The sequence below is a fragment of the Micromonospora sp. DSM 45708 genome (assembly GCF_039566955.1).
Taxonomy (GTDB): Bacteria; Actinomycetota; Actinomycetes; order Mycobacteriales; family Micromonosporaceae; genus Micromonospora.
On sequence record NZ_CP154796.1, the window covers coordinates 5,614,673 to 5,629,296 of the forward strand.

Annotated in this window: 15 protein-coding genes; 4 read left to right on the forward strand and 11 right to left on the reverse strand. The window is 72.4% G+C overall.

Features of this window, described 5'->3' with window-relative positions; all coding sequences use genetic code 11:
- Window positions 1-50: 50 nt before the first annotated feature.
- The 4 genes from VKK44_RS24110 to VKK44_RS24125 form a co-directional block, all read right to left on the reverse strand.
- Window positions 51-821 (reverse strand): isoprenyl transferase, encoded by a 771-nt coding sequence (locus tag VKK44_RS24110; protein ID WP_343443486.1) that lies wholly within the window; start codon window positions 819-821, stop codon window positions 51-53.
- 95 nt (window positions 822-916) lie between these two features.
- Window positions 917-2,095 carry a geranylgeranyl reductase family protein gene (locus VKK44_RS24115; protein ID WP_458351562.1) on the reverse strand — a complete coding sequence of 393 codons (1,179 nt, stop codon included), beginning with the start codon at window positions 2,093-2,095 and terminating at the stop codon, window positions 917-919.
- 108 nt (window positions 2,096-2,203) lie between these two features.
- Window positions 2,204-3,043: a hypothetical protein gene (locus VKK44_RS24120; protein ID WP_343443487.1), complete on the reverse strand. Its 840-nt coding sequence runs from the start codon at window positions 3,041-3,043 to the stop codon at window positions 2,204-2,206.
- Between the two features lie 40 nt (window positions 3,044-3,083).
- Window positions 3,084-4,925: a phosphoenolpyruvate carboxykinase (GTP) gene (locus VKK44_RS24125; RefSeq protein WP_343443488.1), complete on the reverse strand. Its 1,842-nt coding sequence runs from the start codon at window positions 4,923-4,925 to the stop codon at window positions 3,084-3,086.
- Window positions 4,926-5,060: 135 nt separating this feature from the next.
- On the opposite strand from VKK44_RS24125, the gene VKK44_RS31045 reads away from it, so the two are divergent.
- Both VKK44_RS31045 and VKK44_RS24135 read left to right on the forward strand, forming a co-directional pair.
- Window positions 5,061-5,903, forward strand: a complete 843-nt coding sequence (locus VKK44_RS31045) for a GtrA family protein (RefSeq protein ID WP_458351563.1) — start codon at window positions 5,061-5,063, stop codon at window positions 5,901-5,903.
- Window positions 5,904-5,966: 63 nt separating this feature from the next.
- Window positions 5,967-6,659 (forward strand): GtrA family protein, encoded by a 693-nt coding sequence (locus tag VKK44_RS24135; protein ID WP_343447884.1) that lies wholly within the window; start codon window positions 5,967-5,969, stop codon window positions 6,657-6,659.
- 28 nt (window positions 6,660-6,687) lie between these two features.
- Here VKK44_RS24135 and VKK44_RS24140 read toward each other — a convergent pair whose 3' ends face one another.
- Both VKK44_RS24140 and VKK44_RS24145 read right to left on the reverse strand, forming a co-directional pair.
- Entirely contained in the window at window positions 6,688-7,257 is a 570-nt protein-coding gene (locus VKK44_RS24140) for a PH domain-containing protein (RefSeq protein WP_343443489.1), read from the reverse strand.
- A gap of 139 nt (window positions 7,258-7,396) precedes the next feature.
- Window positions 7,397-8,272, reverse strand: a complete 876-nt coding sequence (locus VKK44_RS24145) for a biotin--[acetyl-CoA-carboxylase] ligase (RefSeq protein WP_343443490.1) — start codon at window positions 8,270-8,272, stop codon at window positions 7,397-7,399.
- Window positions 8,273-8,344: 72 nt separating this feature from the next.
- On the opposite strand from VKK44_RS24145, the gene VKK44_RS24150 reads away from it, so the two are divergent.
- Window positions 8,345-9,928, forward strand: coding sequence for an acyl-CoA carboxylase subunit beta (locus VKK44_RS24150; protein ID WP_343443491.1), 1,584 nt, complete (start codon window positions 8,345-8,347; stop codon window positions 9,926-9,928).
- Window positions 9,929-9,980: 52 nt separating this feature from the next.
- Here VKK44_RS24150 and VKK44_RS24155 read toward each other — a convergent pair whose 3' ends face one another.
- From VKK44_RS24155 to VKK44_RS24170, 4 genes are all read right to left on the reverse strand, one after another.
- Complete coding sequence (locus VKK44_RS24155; RefSeq protein ID WP_343443492.1) at window positions 9,981-10,850, reverse strand: hypothetical protein; 870 nt, start codon at window positions 10,848-10,850, stop codon at window positions 9,981-9,983.
- The gene (locus VKK44_RS24160; protein ID WP_343443493.1) at window positions 10,843-11,343 is read right to left on the reverse strand and encodes an RNA polymerase sigma factor; all 501 of its coding nucleotides are present in this window, start codon (window positions 11,341-11,343) and stop codon (window positions 10,843-10,845) included. Before VKK44_RS24160 ends, VKK44_RS24155 begins: the two co-directional genes overlap by 8 nt.
- Before the next feature lie 63 nt (window positions 11,344-11,406).
- Entirely contained in the window at window positions 11,407-12,390 is a 984-nt protein-coding gene (locus tag VKK44_RS24165) for a ketopantoate reductase family protein (protein ID WP_343443494.1), read from the reverse strand.
- A 109-nt stretch (window positions 12,391-12,499) separates the two neighbouring features.
- Window positions 12,500-13,243: a M50 family metallopeptidase gene (locus VKK44_RS24170; RefSeq protein WP_343443495.1), complete on the reverse strand. Its 744-nt coding sequence runs from the start codon at window positions 13,241-13,243 to the stop codon at window positions 12,500-12,502.
- 290 nt (window positions 13,244-13,533) lie between these two features.
- Between VKK44_RS24170 and VKK44_RS24175 the strand changes: the two genes are divergently transcribed.
- The gene (locus VKK44_RS24175; RefSeq protein WP_343443496.1) at window positions 13,534-14,286 is read left to right on the forward strand and encodes a GH25 family lysozyme; all 753 of its coding nucleotides are present in this window, start codon (window positions 13,534-13,536) and stop codon (window positions 14,284-14,286) included.
- Between the two features lie 71 nt (window positions 14,287-14,357).
- On the opposite strand, the gene VKK44_RS24180 is transcribed toward VKK44_RS24175, so the two are convergent.
- Window positions 14,358-14,573, reverse strand: a complete 216-nt coding sequence (locus VKK44_RS24180; protein WP_343443497.1) for a hypothetical protein — start codon at window positions 14,571-14,573, stop codon at window positions 14,358-14,360.
- Between the last annotated feature and the right edge of the window lie 51 nt (window positions 14,574-14,624).

Below are 14,624 nucleotides of genomic sequence, written 5' to 3' on the forward strand. Positions count from 1 at the left end.
AAGCCCCGCACGAGGTGCCGGATGTGCACGATCGGCGGCGAGGGGCGGCGTCAGACGCCGTAGCGGCGTTGGCGGGTCGCGTAGGAACGCAGCGCGCGGAGGAAGTCGACCTTGCGGAAGTCGGGCCAGTTCAGCTCGCAGAAGTAGAACTCCGAGTGTGCGCTCTGCCACAGCATGAAGCCGGAGAGCCGCTGCTCGCCACTGGTCCGGATGATCAGATCCGGGTCCGGCAGGCCCTTGGTGTAGAGGTGCTCGGAGATGTGGTCGACGTCGAGCGTGGTGGCCAGCTCCTCGATCGTGCCGCCCTGCGCCGCGTGCTCCAGCAGCAGCGAGCGGACCGCGTCGGCGATCTCCCGCCGGCCGCCGTAGCCGACGGCGATGTTGACCTGGGCGCCGCCGTCGCGGTCCCGGGTGCGCTCCTCGGCGGCCTTCAACGCGGCTGCGTGCTGCGCCGGCAGCACGTCGAGCGCCCCCACCATGCGCAGCCGCCAGGGGTTGCCCTCCTCGGCCAGCTCGGTGGTGAGGTCCTCGATGATCTGGAGCAGCGGGTCCAGCTCGGTGGCCGGCCGGGAGAGGTTGTCGGTGGAGAGCAGCCAGAGCGTGACGTGCCCCACGCCGGCCGCGTCGCACCAGCGGAGCAGCTCCTTGATCCGCTCGGCGCCCATCCGGTGGCCGTCGTTCGGATCGACGAAGCCCATCTCCCGGGCCCACCTGCGGTTGCCGTCGCACATCACGCCGACGTGTGCGGGCACGGGCCTGCCCGCGAGCTTCGCCGTCAGCCGGCGCTCGTACACGGAGTAGAGGAGTTTCCGCAGAGTCATCACTTGCAGGGTAGCGACCCGCGGGAAAGATCAGTGCCGCGGTGGCGCATCGCGGGACGGCGCGTCTCCCCCCGGCCCGACGCGGACGCGGCGCGTCACCCCCCGGCCCGGCGCGGACGCGGCACCGCGGCGGCGATCGCGGCCAGCGTGCGGGCGTCGAGGCGGCCGTCGCCGAGCCCCAGTTCCACCACCGTCCGGTAGACCCGCTCGTCCCGGCCGGCCGCGCCGACCGCCGCGTCGACCACCCGACGCCGCCGGGCCAGCCAGGCCGCCGCCGAGCTGTGCCGCAGGTGGGTGCCGAGCCGGTCGCGCAGCGCCGTCGCGTACCGCCGGGCCGCCTCGGCGGGCGTGTCGGCCGCCGCCGCCCCGGCCAGCGCGCCGGAGCGCAACGCGTAGAAGATGCCCTCGCCGGTGAACGGGTTGATCAACGACAGCGCGTCGCCGGCCAGCACCACCCGCCCCCGGCCCGACGCCGGCCGGTGGGTGGAGAGCGGCAGGTGGTGCGCCCGCAGGTCGGTCACCGTGGCCGGGTCCGTGCCGGGCAGCAGCGCGGCCATCCGGTCCAGCAGGTGCGCGCGGGTCAGCGGCTCGCCGCGCAGCACCTCCCCGTACCCGACGTTCGCCCGCCCGTCGCCGATCGGAAACGCCCACGCGTACGCGGGCCAGCGCGCCGCCGAGGTGACGATGAGCTGCTCGGGCGGCCCGGGTGGCGCGGGCGCGTAGCCGCGGATGGCAAGCGCGAGGTGCCGGTCCGGGTTCACCGGATGCCCGAGTGCCCGGCGCAGCACCGAGCCGGCACCGTCCGCCCCGACCACCGCCCGGGCGGCCAACTCCCCGTCGAGCACCACCCGGTCGACGCCCACCTCCACCCGGCGTACGGTGTGCCGCCGCAGCTCCGCCCCCGCCTCGACGGCCGCCCGGACCAGACGGGCGTCGAACACCCGCCTCGGCACCGTGTACGCGGGCCGGGGCAGCGCCCGGGCCACCGTGCCGCCGCCGGGCGCGACCAGGCGCAGCGCCGGCAGCGGCGGGTATCCGTCGACCGCGCCGGTCACCCCCAGCTCGGCGAGCACGTCCAGCGCGTGCGCGGCGATCCCGTCCCCGCATGCCTTGTCGCGCGGAAAGTCGTGCCGGTCGAGCAGCAGCACGCGCGCCGCCCCGGCCCGCCGCGCCGCGAGCGCCGCCGCCGCCCCGGCCGGCCCGGCCCCCACCACGACGACGTCCCACACCACGTCACCACCCACCCCCACATCCTCCCCCGCCCGCACCGCCACCGGTGGTCGACGGGCCCGCCCCGGACCCGGTGATCAAGGAGTTCGCGTCACCGTGCGGCTCGACGTCGACGCGGACTCCTTGATCACCGAGAAGCGGGGGTGGGTGGGTCAGGGGGTGGCGCGGTGGAGGGAGTAGAGGGTGAGGGCGGCGGCGGTCAGGAGGGGGGCGCCGTCGCGGATCAGGCCGTCGGGGCCGAGCAGCCACCAGCAGAGCGGCAGGTCGAGCGCGAGCACGCCGAGCGTCACCACGACCAACGCCCGGCGTGCCCACTGTCGGCCGCGCATCAGGAACGCGGTGCAGAACAGCACCGCGTAGCTGGCCGCGATGCCGGCACCGATCCAGAACAGCACCGCGGGTACGGCGGCGATCCCGCCGTCCAGCAGCGACCCGGTCGCCACCAGCGCCGGCACCAGCATCAGCGGGCTGTAGGTGAACGCGGCGACCCGGGCGGTGAGCAGCCACCCGTTCGCCTGCGGGCGCTTCGGCGTCACCTCACGCCAGGAGATCGTCCCGCCCTCGACGACCAGGCCCTTCCGGTGCCGGACCAGGTGCGCCCGGACCGCGTCGGAGCGGTAGAGCAGCACCACCACGGCGACGCAGAGCGCGGTGAGCGCCGCGAAGCCGAGCAGGCCGGGCAGCGCCGGCACCCCCTGCCGGGGCACGATCAGGCGGCCCACCGCGAAGACCGTGGTCACGGCCAGGATCAACCCGAACGGCCGGGCCGCCACCCGTCCCCGGTTGACGTGCCCGATCAGGATCAGGAAACCCAGCGAGCGGAGCATCGCCCAACCCGTGCGTACCGCGAGGCCGAACTCCTGCTCCGGGGCGTACCAGTAGTTGAGCAGCTCGACCACGACGGTGGCGCCCGCGGTCACGGCGAGCAGGGTGGTCAGCGCCCGGACGGCGGACGGCCGCCGGACCTCGACAGGTTCGACGGCCGTCCTCATGGCATCCGATGTTGCCCGGCACGGGCAACCGGCACACCTGTTACTTCTGCGGCTCCACGTCCAGCCGGGCGCGCAGCGCGTCCAGCTCGGCCCAGAGCACGCCGGGGAGCTTGTCCCCGAACTTCTCGAACCACTCGGTGACCAGGGGCAGCTCCTTGCGCCACTCCTCCGGGTCGACCTTCAGCGCGATCCGGACGTCCTCCGGGGTCATGTCGAGGCCCTCGACGTCCAGCGCGTCCTGCGCCGGGACCATGCCGATCGGGGTCTCCACGGCCTCCGCCCGACCCTCCAGCCGCTCGATGACCCACTTCAGCACGCGGGAGTTCTCGCCGAAGCCGGGCCAGAGGAAGTTGCCCTCGGGGTCCTTGCGGAACCAGTTCACGTAGTAGATCTTGGGCAGCTTGGCCTCGTCGCCGTCGGTGCCCTTGCCCATCTCGATCCAGTGCCGGAAGTAGTCACCGGCGTGGTAGCCGATGAACGGCAGCATGGCCATCGGGTCGCGGCGCACCACGCCGACCGCGCCGGAGGCGGCGGCGGTGGTCTCCGAGGAGAGCGTGGCGCCCATGTAGACACCGTGCACCCAGTCCCGCGCCTCGGTGATCAGCGGGACGGTGTCCCGCCGCCGACCGCCGAACAGGATCGCGTCGATCGGCACGCCGTTCGGGTCGTAGTAGTCGTCGGCCAGGATCGGGCACTGCGTGATCGGGGTGCAGAACCGGCTGTTCGCGTGCGAGGAGAGGTTCTCGCTGTCCGGCGTCCAGTCGTTGCCCTTCCAGTCGATCAGGTGCGCCGGCGGCTCGCCCATGCCCTCCCACCAGATGTCGCCGTCGTCGGTGAGCGCGACGTTGGTGAAGACGGAGTTGCCGCGGTCCAGCGTCCGCATGGCGTTGGCGTTGGTCTTCCAGTCGGTGCCGGGTGCGACGCCGAACAGGCCGTACTCCGGGTTGACCGCGTAGAGGCGGCCGTCCGGGCCGAAGCGCATCCAGGCGATGTCGTCGCCGATGGTCTCGACCTTCCAGCCCGGGATGGTCGGCTCCAGCATGGCCAGGTTGGTCTTGCCGCAGGCGGACGGGAAGGCGCCGGCGATGTGGTAGACCTTGCCCTCCGGCGAGGTGATCTTGAGGATCAGCATGTGCTCGGCCAGCCAGCCCTCGTCGCGCCCCATGACGCTGGCGATCCGCAGCGAGTAGCACTTCTTGCCGAGCAGCGAGTTGCCGCCGTAGCCGGAACCGAAGGACCAGATCTCCCGGGTCTCCGGGAAGTGCGAGATGTACTTGGTCTCGTTGCACGGCCACGCCACGTCCTGCTGGCCGGGCGCCAGCGGCGCGCCGATCGAGTGCAGCGCGTGCACGAAGTCGGCGTCGTCGCCCATCGCCTCCAGGACCGACGACCCCATCCGGGTCATGATCCGCATCGAGGCGACCACGTACGGGCTGTCGGTGATCTCGACGCCGAACATGGGGTTCTCGGCCTCGACCGGGCCCATGCAGAACGGGATGACGTACATGGTGCGACCGCGCATGCTGCCGCGGTAGAGCTCCGCCATCGTCCGCTTCATCTCGGCCGGCGCCATCCAGTTGTTGGTGGGGCCGGCGTCCGCCTCGTCGACGGAGCAGATGAAGGTGCGCTCCTCGACCCGGGCGACGTCCGTCGGGTCCGTCCGCGCGTAGAACGAGTTGGGCTTCTTCTCGGGGTTCAGTCGGATCAGGGTGCCGTTGGAGACGAGTTCGTCGGTGAGGCGACGCCACTCCTCGTCGGACCCGTCCACCCAGACCACCCGATCCGGGGTGGTCAGTTCCGCGACCTCACGAACCCAGGCGAGCAGTTTGGGGTGGGATGTCGGGGCCTGATCGATACCCCGAACAACAGCCGGAGCAACCATGTCACATCTCCTTGTGGTCGACGCTGACCGATCTATGGGATGCACGAGTTCTGGCGGGCGAGGCGCCGCCGTCGTGGAAACCTGGGATTGGGCTCAGCGTAAACCGGGCTGCCTCCCCCGTCAGTGGGACTGGTTGTGAAGAACTGCACAAGGTACGGTCACGCTGCGGCAACACGATCTGATACCCGCTTTCGCGCGCAGTTTCACGCAAATCCTTCGGTGAACCTTCAGCGATCCGGTCCGCGGAAGCGTGATTGCGTGATGCACTCCACGCATTCGTACGGTCGGTTACGCTCTGCTCACGGGACATTCGAACGGACGGCCGGACCCGCCACGCGGCGGCCGGCCGCGGTGACCGATGGGGAAGTTGTCACGGCCGACTCGCCGTTGCGGGCGGCCCCTCTTCCGTCCACCCGGTACTCTCGGCGGGTGGCCGCGACGATGACCGGGGACCAACCGGGGGCTCCGCCGACCCGTCGGGGTCCGGTCGGTGCACTGCTCCACCGTTTCGGTCACCTCGTCCACGAGCTGAGCAAGTTCGCCACCGTCGGCGGTGTGGCCTTCCTCGTCGACTTCGCGCTCTTCAACTACCTGGCGAGCGGGCGCGGCATGCCGCCGCTGGCGGCGAAGACCATCTCCACCGTGATCGCCGCGACGGTCGCCTTCCTCGGCAACCGGTTCTGGACCTGGCGGCACCGCCAACGCTCCCACCCCGCCCGGGAGTACGCGCTGTTCTTCTTCTTCAACGGCGTGGGTCTCGGCATCGCGGTGGCCTGCCTGGCGATCAGCCGCTACGGCCTGGGCGCGATCTGGCCGGCGGTGTTCCAGACGCCGCTGGCCGACAACATCGCCAGCTTCATCGTCGGCACCGGCCTCGGGACGCTGTTCCGTTTCTGGTCGTACCGACGATTCGTCTTCGTCGAGGCGGGAACTCCCCCCGTTCCGGCACCGAGCCGAGATCGAGAGTCCGGGGCGTGACGCACCGCCCATCCCGACCCGCCGGGCCCAGCCGGGCCGGCCCACTGCCCTAAGGTGTTCCGCATGCCTGGAGTCCGTCTGCTGCCCGAGCGCTGGCAGAAGTTCATCCGCGAGGCGGCCAAGTTCGGCATCGTCGGCGGCATCAACACCGTCATCAATTACGCGGTGTTCAATGCGCTGGCGCTCACCATCTTCCGGGACGGTCAACTCAAGGCGACCGTGATCGCGACCATTGTCGCCATGATCACGTCGTATCTGATGAATCGGCACTGGACGTACCGGGATCGCCCGAAATCGGCCCTCAGGCGCGAATACGTCCTGTTCTTCCTTTTCAACGGCGCCGGTCTCGTCATCGAACTCGGCGTCCTGGCGCTGGCGAAGTACGGCCTCGGCGTGAACGGCCTGCTGGCGTTGAACGTGGCGAAGACGGTCGGCGTCCTGCTGGCCACCCTGTTCCGCTTCTGGTCCTACCGCACGTTCGTGTTCCAGCCGGTGCCCAAGCACGCCGAGGAGACCTGGCACGCCGTGCCGCGCGACGAGTGGGACAACGTCGCCGAGATGGACCCGGTCGCCGAGCTGGCCGAATCGGTCAGCGAGCTGGAAGAGGAGGAGCCGCCCCCCGGTGCGAGCCGCCCGAGGAGCGACTACACGCCGCCCCAGGGGCGTACGGCGCCGGTCGACGCCGCGCTGGGCGGGGCCCTCGGCGCCGACGCCGAACTGGCCGCCGAGTTCCCCTCCCGCCGCGCCCGCCGCTGAGCGTGGGCGCCGGCCACTGCGGCACCGGTCAGGAGGGGTCGCGGAGCGGCTTCCCCTCGGTCATGTCGGCCAGCATCTCCCGCATCTCGCCGTCACCCAGGCTGTGCTTGTCGTGGTGGGCCTCGACCAGCTCGTAGAGCTTCGTCTGCACCCGGTCCACGTGCGGCACGTCGTGCAGCACCGACTGGCCCCGCTCACCGGCCGACTCGATGGTCAACGTGCCGCAGCCGAGCATGCGCTCCACGAAACGCTGGTGCATGGCGTGGTCGTTGATCCGGGTCAGCGGCAGGTCCCGCCGGTTGCGGGAGAGCACGCCCTCCTGGAGCAGCACCCGCTCGTTGGTGAAGAGGTAGTGCGTGGTGCGCCAGACCAGGAACGGCCACAGGCCCAGCCACAGCGCCAGCACCAGGCCCAGCCCGGCGAGCACGGAGAGCGCGATGGTGCCGCCGTCGCCCTCGGGCAGCAGGATCCAGCCGGCGACCACCGCCGCGACGGTGAGCGCCAGCACCAGGATCGGCCGGATCAGGGCCTTCCAGTGCGGGTGCAGGTGCAGCACGACGTGCTCGTCCTCGGTGAGCACGTCTTCGGGGAACGCCACTTCGAACCTCCTCGCGAAACCGGACGCGCTGACCGTAACCGGTCGGCGCACCCCGGCGGCATCGGCCGCGCGGGCGGGAGGCGGGTGGGGTGAGAGGGGCCCCACCTATACCGGAGGCGTCAAGCAGGGGCCCCGCCTTTCACCGCAGGTGGAGCACGTCGCCGGCGGCCAGGCGGAGCGTCTCGCCGGCGGCCTCCACCAGGAGCTGCCCGTCCGGGTCGACGCCGGTCGCGGTGCCGTGCACCTCGCGCCCGTCCGGCAGCAGCACCCGCACCCGGCGGCCGATCGTGGCGCACCCGGCCAGGTACGCGTCGCGCAACCCGCTGGCCACCGCGTCACCCCCGGCGTCGCGCCAGCGCGCGTACCAGTCGGCGAGCGAACGCAGCAGCGCCCGCAGCAGCGGATCCCGGTCGGTGGCGGTGGCGCCGGCGAGCTGGAGCGAGGTGGCCGGCAGTCCGGTCGGGTTCTCCGGCAGCTCGCCGGCGCGCAACGTCACGTTCAGGCCGACGCCGACCACGATCGCCGGCGGCTGGGCGGCAGCGTCGCCCGGCACCGCCTCGGCCAGCACCCCGGCGCACTTCGCGCCGTCCACCAGCAGGTCGTTGGGCCACTTCAGCCGGGCGTCCAGCTCGGCCAGCAGGCGGACCGCCTCGGCCACCGCGACGCCGGCCAGCAGCGGCAGCCAGCCGTACCCGGTGGTCGGCACCGGCGACCAACCACGCTCGGGGACCGCCTCCCCGGGCCGGAGCAGGACGCTGGCCGCGATGCCGGCGCGCGGCGGCGACTGCCAGACCCGGCCGCGCCGCCCCCGGCCGGCGGTCTGCCGCTCGGCGACCACCACCAGGCCCTCCGGTTCGCCGGCCCGCGCGGCGGCCACCACGTCGGCGTTCGTCGAGCCGGTCTCCGCCAGCAGCTCCAACCGCCGCCAGGGCCCGTGCGGCGCGACCAGCGCGCGCCGCAGCCGGGCCGCCGACAGCGGCGGGCGGTCCAGATCGGTGTACGGCGAGCCGGGCATCCCGCCAGCCTACGGCCCGGGTGAGGCGCACTGCACAACCTCACGCACCTGAACCATCGTTATATTCCACGGGTGACTACCGAGACCGGGATCAACATCCACACGACCGCCGGCAAGCTGGCGGACCTGGAGCGACGGCTCGACGAGGCGGTGCACGCCGGGTCGACGCGTGCGATCGAGAAGCAGCACGCGCGGGGCAAGAAGACCGCGCGGGAACGGATCGAGCTGCTCCTCGACGAGGGTTCCTTCGTCGAGCTGGACGAGTTCGCCCGGCACCGCTCGACGAACTTCGGGCTGGAGAGGACCCGCCCGTACGGCGACGGCGTGGTGACCGGCTACGGCACCGTGGACGGCCGTCAGGTCTGCGTGTTCGCGCAGGACTTCACCGTCTTCGGCGGCTCCCTCGGCGAGGTCTTCGGCGAGAAGATCGTCAAGCTGATGGACCTGGCCATGAAGATCGGCTGCCCGGTCGTCGGCATCAACGACTCCGGTGGCGCGCGGATCCAGGAGGGCGTCGCCTCGCTCGGCCTCTACGGCGAGATCTTCTTCCGCAACGTGCGGGCCAGCGGCGTCATCCCGCAGATCTCCCTGATCATGGGCCCGTGCGCGGGTGGCGCGGTCTACTCCCCGGCGGTCACCGACTTCACCGTGATGGTCGACCAGACCTCGCACATGTTCATCACCGGCCCCGACGTGATCAAGACGGTCACCGGCGAGGACGTCGGCATGGAGGAGCTGGGCGGCGCCCGCACCCACAACGCCCGCAGCGGCAACGCGCACTACCTCGGCACCGACGAGTCCGACGCGATCGACTACGTGAAGGCGCTGCTGTCGTACCTGCCGTCGAACAACCTGGACGAGCCGGTGGTGTTCGACGCCCCGGCCGAGCTGGCGATCACCGACTCCGACCGGGAACTGGACACGCTGATCCCCGACTCGGCCAACCAGCCGTACGACATGCACCGGGTCATCGAGCACGTGCTCGACGACGGCGAGTTCCTGGAGGTGCAGCCGCTCTACGCGCAGAACATGGTGGTCGGCTTCGGCCGGGTCGAGGGTCGCCCGGTGGGCGTGGTGGCGAACCAGCCGATGCAGTTCGCCGGCACGCTGGACATCGCCGCCTCGGAGAAGGCGGCCCGCTTCGTGCGCACCTGCGACGCGTTCAACGTGCCGGTGCTGACGTTCGTGGACGTGCCCGGCTTCCTGCCCGGCACCGGGCAGGAGTGGGACGGCATCATCCGGCGCGGCGCGAAGCTCATCTACGCGTACGCCGAGGCCACCGTCCCGAAGGTCACCGTGATCACCCGCAAGGCGTACGGCGGCGCGTACGACGTGATGGGCTCCAAGCACCTCGGCGCGGACCTCAACTTCGCCTGGCCGACCGCGCAGATCGCGGTGATGGGCGCGCAGGGCGCGGTGAACATCCTCTACCGGGCCGAGCTGGCGAACGCCGAGGACCCGGCCGCCGTGCGGGCGGAGAAGATCGCCGAGTACGAGGACACGCTGGCCAACCCGTACATCGCCGCCGAACGCGGCTACGTCGACGGGGTGATCCCGCCGCACGAGACGCGAACCCAGATCGTGCGGGCGCTGCGGGTGCTGCGCACCAAGCGCGAGACGCTGCCGCCGAAGAAGCACGGCAACATCCCGCTGTAGGCGTGGATCCGGTGCTCCCCGCAGCGAGGTCGGTCGGCGGGGGGCACCGCGGTCAGCAGCCGGGGTCGGCGGCCCGGCACATCCGCTCGGCCGCGAGGCGGGCCAGCTCCCGCAGCCGCACCTCGTCGCCGTCCGGCCCGGTCTGGAGGACGGTGACGAGATCCCCCACCCGGACCACCGCCCGGTCGCCCGTCACGGGCGCGTCACCGAGCAACGCGCCGGTGTCCAGGCGCCGCCCCTGGCTGACCGTGTGCCGCACGAGCACCGACTCGTCGCCGGCGAAGTCGTGATCGACCTCCTGCCACGAGTGGACCACCTCCGCGTCGACCGTCTTGCCGCGCCATTCCGCCGGACCGGTGTACCGCCACTTCCCGCACGGTGCGAGCAGCGCGGACAGCCCGTCGAAGAGCCGGTCGGCCCGGTCCGGCGCGATCCGGTAGAGATCCTGCATGGCCAGGACCTGGCCCTCCCGCTGATCGCGACCGCCCGTACGCTCCCGGACCATGGTCACCGAACGCGAGTAGCGCGACTGCTCCCACGTCGTCCGCAGACCCTGTTGCTGCCGGCAGTACTCCAGCATCCGGTCCAGCCGGACCTCCTCGCCGAGACCGGCCTCGGTCCAGGGTTTCGTGAGGGCCGGCCGCAGGTCGGACGGTTGCAGCAGCGCCTCGGCGGGCACCTCGGCGGCGGCCCAGACGGACACCGACGGGCGGGCCGCGGCCGGCGTCGGCGGGGTGGTGCCTCCGCGCGTCACGAGCGCGGCGCCGGAGGTGAGGGTCAGCACCGCCACCGCCACCGCCGCCCCCGCCGTGCGCCTGCTGCGTCGACGCGCGCGGGCCCGCAGCTCGGCGGCCTCCGCCCAGCGGACGGTACGCAGCTCGCGCTGCATCACTTCGATGAACGTCAGGTCGTCGTCACGCATCGGCGGGCTCCTCCAGATCCACGACCGCGAGCAGTTCGGCCAGGGCGGCGCGGCCCCGGGACAGCCGCGCCTTGACCGTGCCGACCGGAGCCGCGGTCTCCCGGGCCACCTCGGCGACCGGCATGCCGACCAGGTAGTAGAGCGCGAGGGCGACGCGTTGCTCCTCGGGCAGCCGGCGCAACGCGGCGACCACCTCGACCGTGTCGGTGCTCGGTGCCGGGATGTGGTCGTCGGCCCCGTGCCGGAGGTAGGCCCGGGCCCGGCTGCGCAGGCTGCGCCACCGGCTCACCGCGATCCGGCTGGCCACCACCCGCAGCCATGCCTCCGGATCGTCGTACCCGCGCACCGTCGGCCATCGCTGCCAGGCCCGGATGTACGCCTCCTGAACCGCGTCCTGGGCCTCGGCCAGGTTGCCGGTGAGCGCGTAGACGAAGCCGAGCACCCGTTGCCGGCTGCCCCGGTAGAACTCGTCGAACCCGTCGACGTCCGGCACCCTGTCACCTCCCCCGTGTCGGTCGCAGGGGAGACGCCTGGCGCACCGGGTGCGGTTGCCCGGTCAGCCGATCAATTTCGCCAGTTCGCCGGGTGGGAATTCGCCGGCCGGGATCCGTTCGCGGACCGCACGCCGGACGGCGACCTGGACCGCCGCGTTGGCCGGGGTGGGCACCCCGTGCAGGCGGCCGAGCAGCACGATCTCGCCGTTGAGGTGGTCGGCCTCGGCGGAGCCGGCGCCCCGGGCCAGGCTCTGCCAGGTGGAGCCACCGGAGCGGGCCTCGCCGTCGACCGGCCGGTGCGACACCCGGTCGCCGCGTGCGGCGGCCTCCTCCTCGCGGGTGGTGTGCGGGATGCCGGCGGCGGCCAGCGCCGCCTCGCCCTCGGCGCGGACCCGGGCCGACAGCGACTCGGGCACGTCGCGGCCGAGCAGCGCCTGGAGGCCGTTGCCGAGGTTGGCCAGGAGCTTGCCGTACTTCCAGCGCATCACGTCGTCGCGGACCGGGGCGACGAACCCGGCGGTGGTCAGGTCGGCGGCGACCGCCCGGCCGGTGTCGTCGACGCCGGTCGGGTAGCGCCCGAGGTGCAGCATGCCCGGATGCGGGTGCCCGTTGGCGACCACCACGCCCGGCGCCAGATGGGTGGCGGGCAGCCACACGCAGACCGGGTGCACGCGGGCGAAGAGACGTAGCGCGGCCGGCTCGTTCGCGACCCCGTTCTGGGCCAGCACGACCGGCAGCCGCTCGCCCGCCGTCCCGCCGCCCTCCACCGGCACGTCCACCCAGGCGGCCAGCGCGGCGACGGTGTCCTGCGACTTCACGGTGAGGACCAGCACGGTGTCCGCCGGCAGCGGCGGGCCTTCCGGACCGGCCACCGCCGGCAGCCGGCCGGTCACCGTGCCGCGCGGCGTCCGCAGCGTCAACCCCCGCTCGCGCAGCGCGTCCAGGTGGGCGCCGCGGGCCACCAACGTCACGTCGCGGCCGGCGTCGGCCAGGAGTACGCCGATGGTGCCGCCGACCGCGCCGGCTCCGATGATCACGTATCGCACCGGTCCGATTCTGCCTCGTCGGGCCGGGTGCCGCCCGGGACCGCGGCGTGTCCCGGTGGACGGGCGCGGCGCAGCATGCCGGAGCGGCCGGGGTCGAAGCGCCGAAAGGTCAGCCGGTGAGGCCGGCGTCGGCGAGGATCGGGCCGGCCAGCAGCAGCGCGCCGGCGACCAACGCACCGACGCTGACCAGCAGGAACACGCCCACCCAGAACAGCGGCGGGAACGGCGTGAGCCGAGCGAGCTGGTCGGCGTCCGACTCGGGCATCCGCCCCCGGCTGCGTTGGCGGCGCAGCTCGAACACCGGGCGTACGCCGCCGAACAGCAGGAACCAGACCGAGGTCCAGGCGAACGCGGCCTGGACCTGGGGCGAGGTGTACCAGGAGACGGCGAGCACCAGCCCGCCGGTGACCAGCAGTGACAGCGCGCCGAACAGGTTGCGGATCAGCACCAGCATGGCCAGCAGCAGCGCCACCGCGACCCAGAGCAGCAGCGTGATCCGGTTTCCGGCCAGCAGCCACGCGCCGGCCAGGCCGAGCAGCGAGGGGGCGACGTAGCCGGCGAGCAGCGTGAGGATCATGCCCGGTCCGGAGGGCCGGCCGGCGGAGAGCGTCAGCCCGGACGTGTCCGAGTGCAGCCGGATGCCGTGCAGCCGCCGGCCGGTGAGCAGCGCCACCAGCGCGTGGCCGCCCTCGTGGGCGATGGTCACCGCGTTGCGGGCGATCCGCCACGGCAGCCGGGTGGCGACCACCGCGAGCGCGACCACCGCGGTGAGCACCACCAGCAGCGGGGGCGGGTCCGGCTGGGCGCTCAGCAGCGTGTCCCGGAGCGTGGTGAGACCGTCGATCAGGGGCATGGGCGGGGAGCCTACCGGCCGGAGTCGCGTCGATCGACCGGCCCGGCCTCGTGGAGTGTGAGACTGATCGGACGAGGCACCGGAACGGCGGTGAGGTCGGCGAGACACTGACGGTGACCGGGCCGTTCCGCTGGGCGATGGACCCGGGCCGCGCTCCACTGACCCCGAAATCGCGCGCCACCAGGGACGACGACATTCGTCAATGAAAATTTCCTTGCTTCCTATTGCGATGCAGGGCAGTTATCTCCAAAGATGGGCGTCAATCAGTTGACGTCCTCTGGAGGCAAACCATGGCCCGTACCAGACTCTCCGTACGCCGGCTGCTCGCCGCCGGCCTGGCCGTCGCCGCCACCGCGGCCGCGGCCCTCGTGGCGACCGCCGGACCGGCCGCCGCCGCGACCACGCCCGGCATCGACGTCTCCAACTACCAGGGCACCATCAACTGGACCAGCGTCCGCAACTCGGGCATCCAGTTCGCCTTCATCAAGGCCACCGAGGGCACCAGCTACAAGGACCCGAGCTTCAACGCGAACTACGTCAACGCCTACAACGCCGGCGTGATCCGCGGGGCGTACCACTTCGCCCGGCCGAACATCTCCGCCGGCTCCACCCAGGCCGGCTACCTGGCCAGCAACGGCGGCGCCTGGTCCGCCGACAGCCGGACGCTGCCCGCCGCGCTGGACATCGAGGCCAACCCGTACAGCGGCGGCTACTGCTACGGCCTGAGCACCACCGGCATGCGCAACTGGATCCAGGACTTCCTCAACACCTACCGCTCCCGCACCGGCCGGTACGCGGTCATCTACACCACCACGAGCTGGTGGAACCAGTGCACCGGCAGCTGGACCGGCCCGTGGGCCAACCACCCGCTGTGGCTCGCCCGCTGGGCCAGCTCCGCCGGCACGCTGCCGGCCGGCGCCCCGGTCTGGAGCTTCTGGCAGTACACCAGCACCGGCAGCGTCTCCGGCATCAGCGGCAACGTCGACCGCAACTACTGGAACGGCGACCGCACCCGGCTGATCGCGCTGGCCAACAACACCTGACGGACGTGCACGACAGCGGGACCGCCCCGAACCGGGGCGGTCCCGCTGTCGTCGTACCGTCTGATCGAAGCTCAGGCCCGGCGGCGCGCGGCGACCGGCACGGGCACCGCGGCGGGCCGACGGGTCCAGCGCCACGCCGCCACCCCGGCGACGGTCAGGGTGAGCACCCCGAGGACCGCGACCGGCGCGGACAGGCCGGCGGTGATCAGGAGCAGGACGGCGTCGCCGAGCGCGACCAGCATCCACAGTGCCAGCCGGGGGCCGGTGTCCCTACGTCGGTAACCCATGTCGCACCTCCTTCGTCGTCGGAGGTATTCATACCCCCGACTACGGAAAGT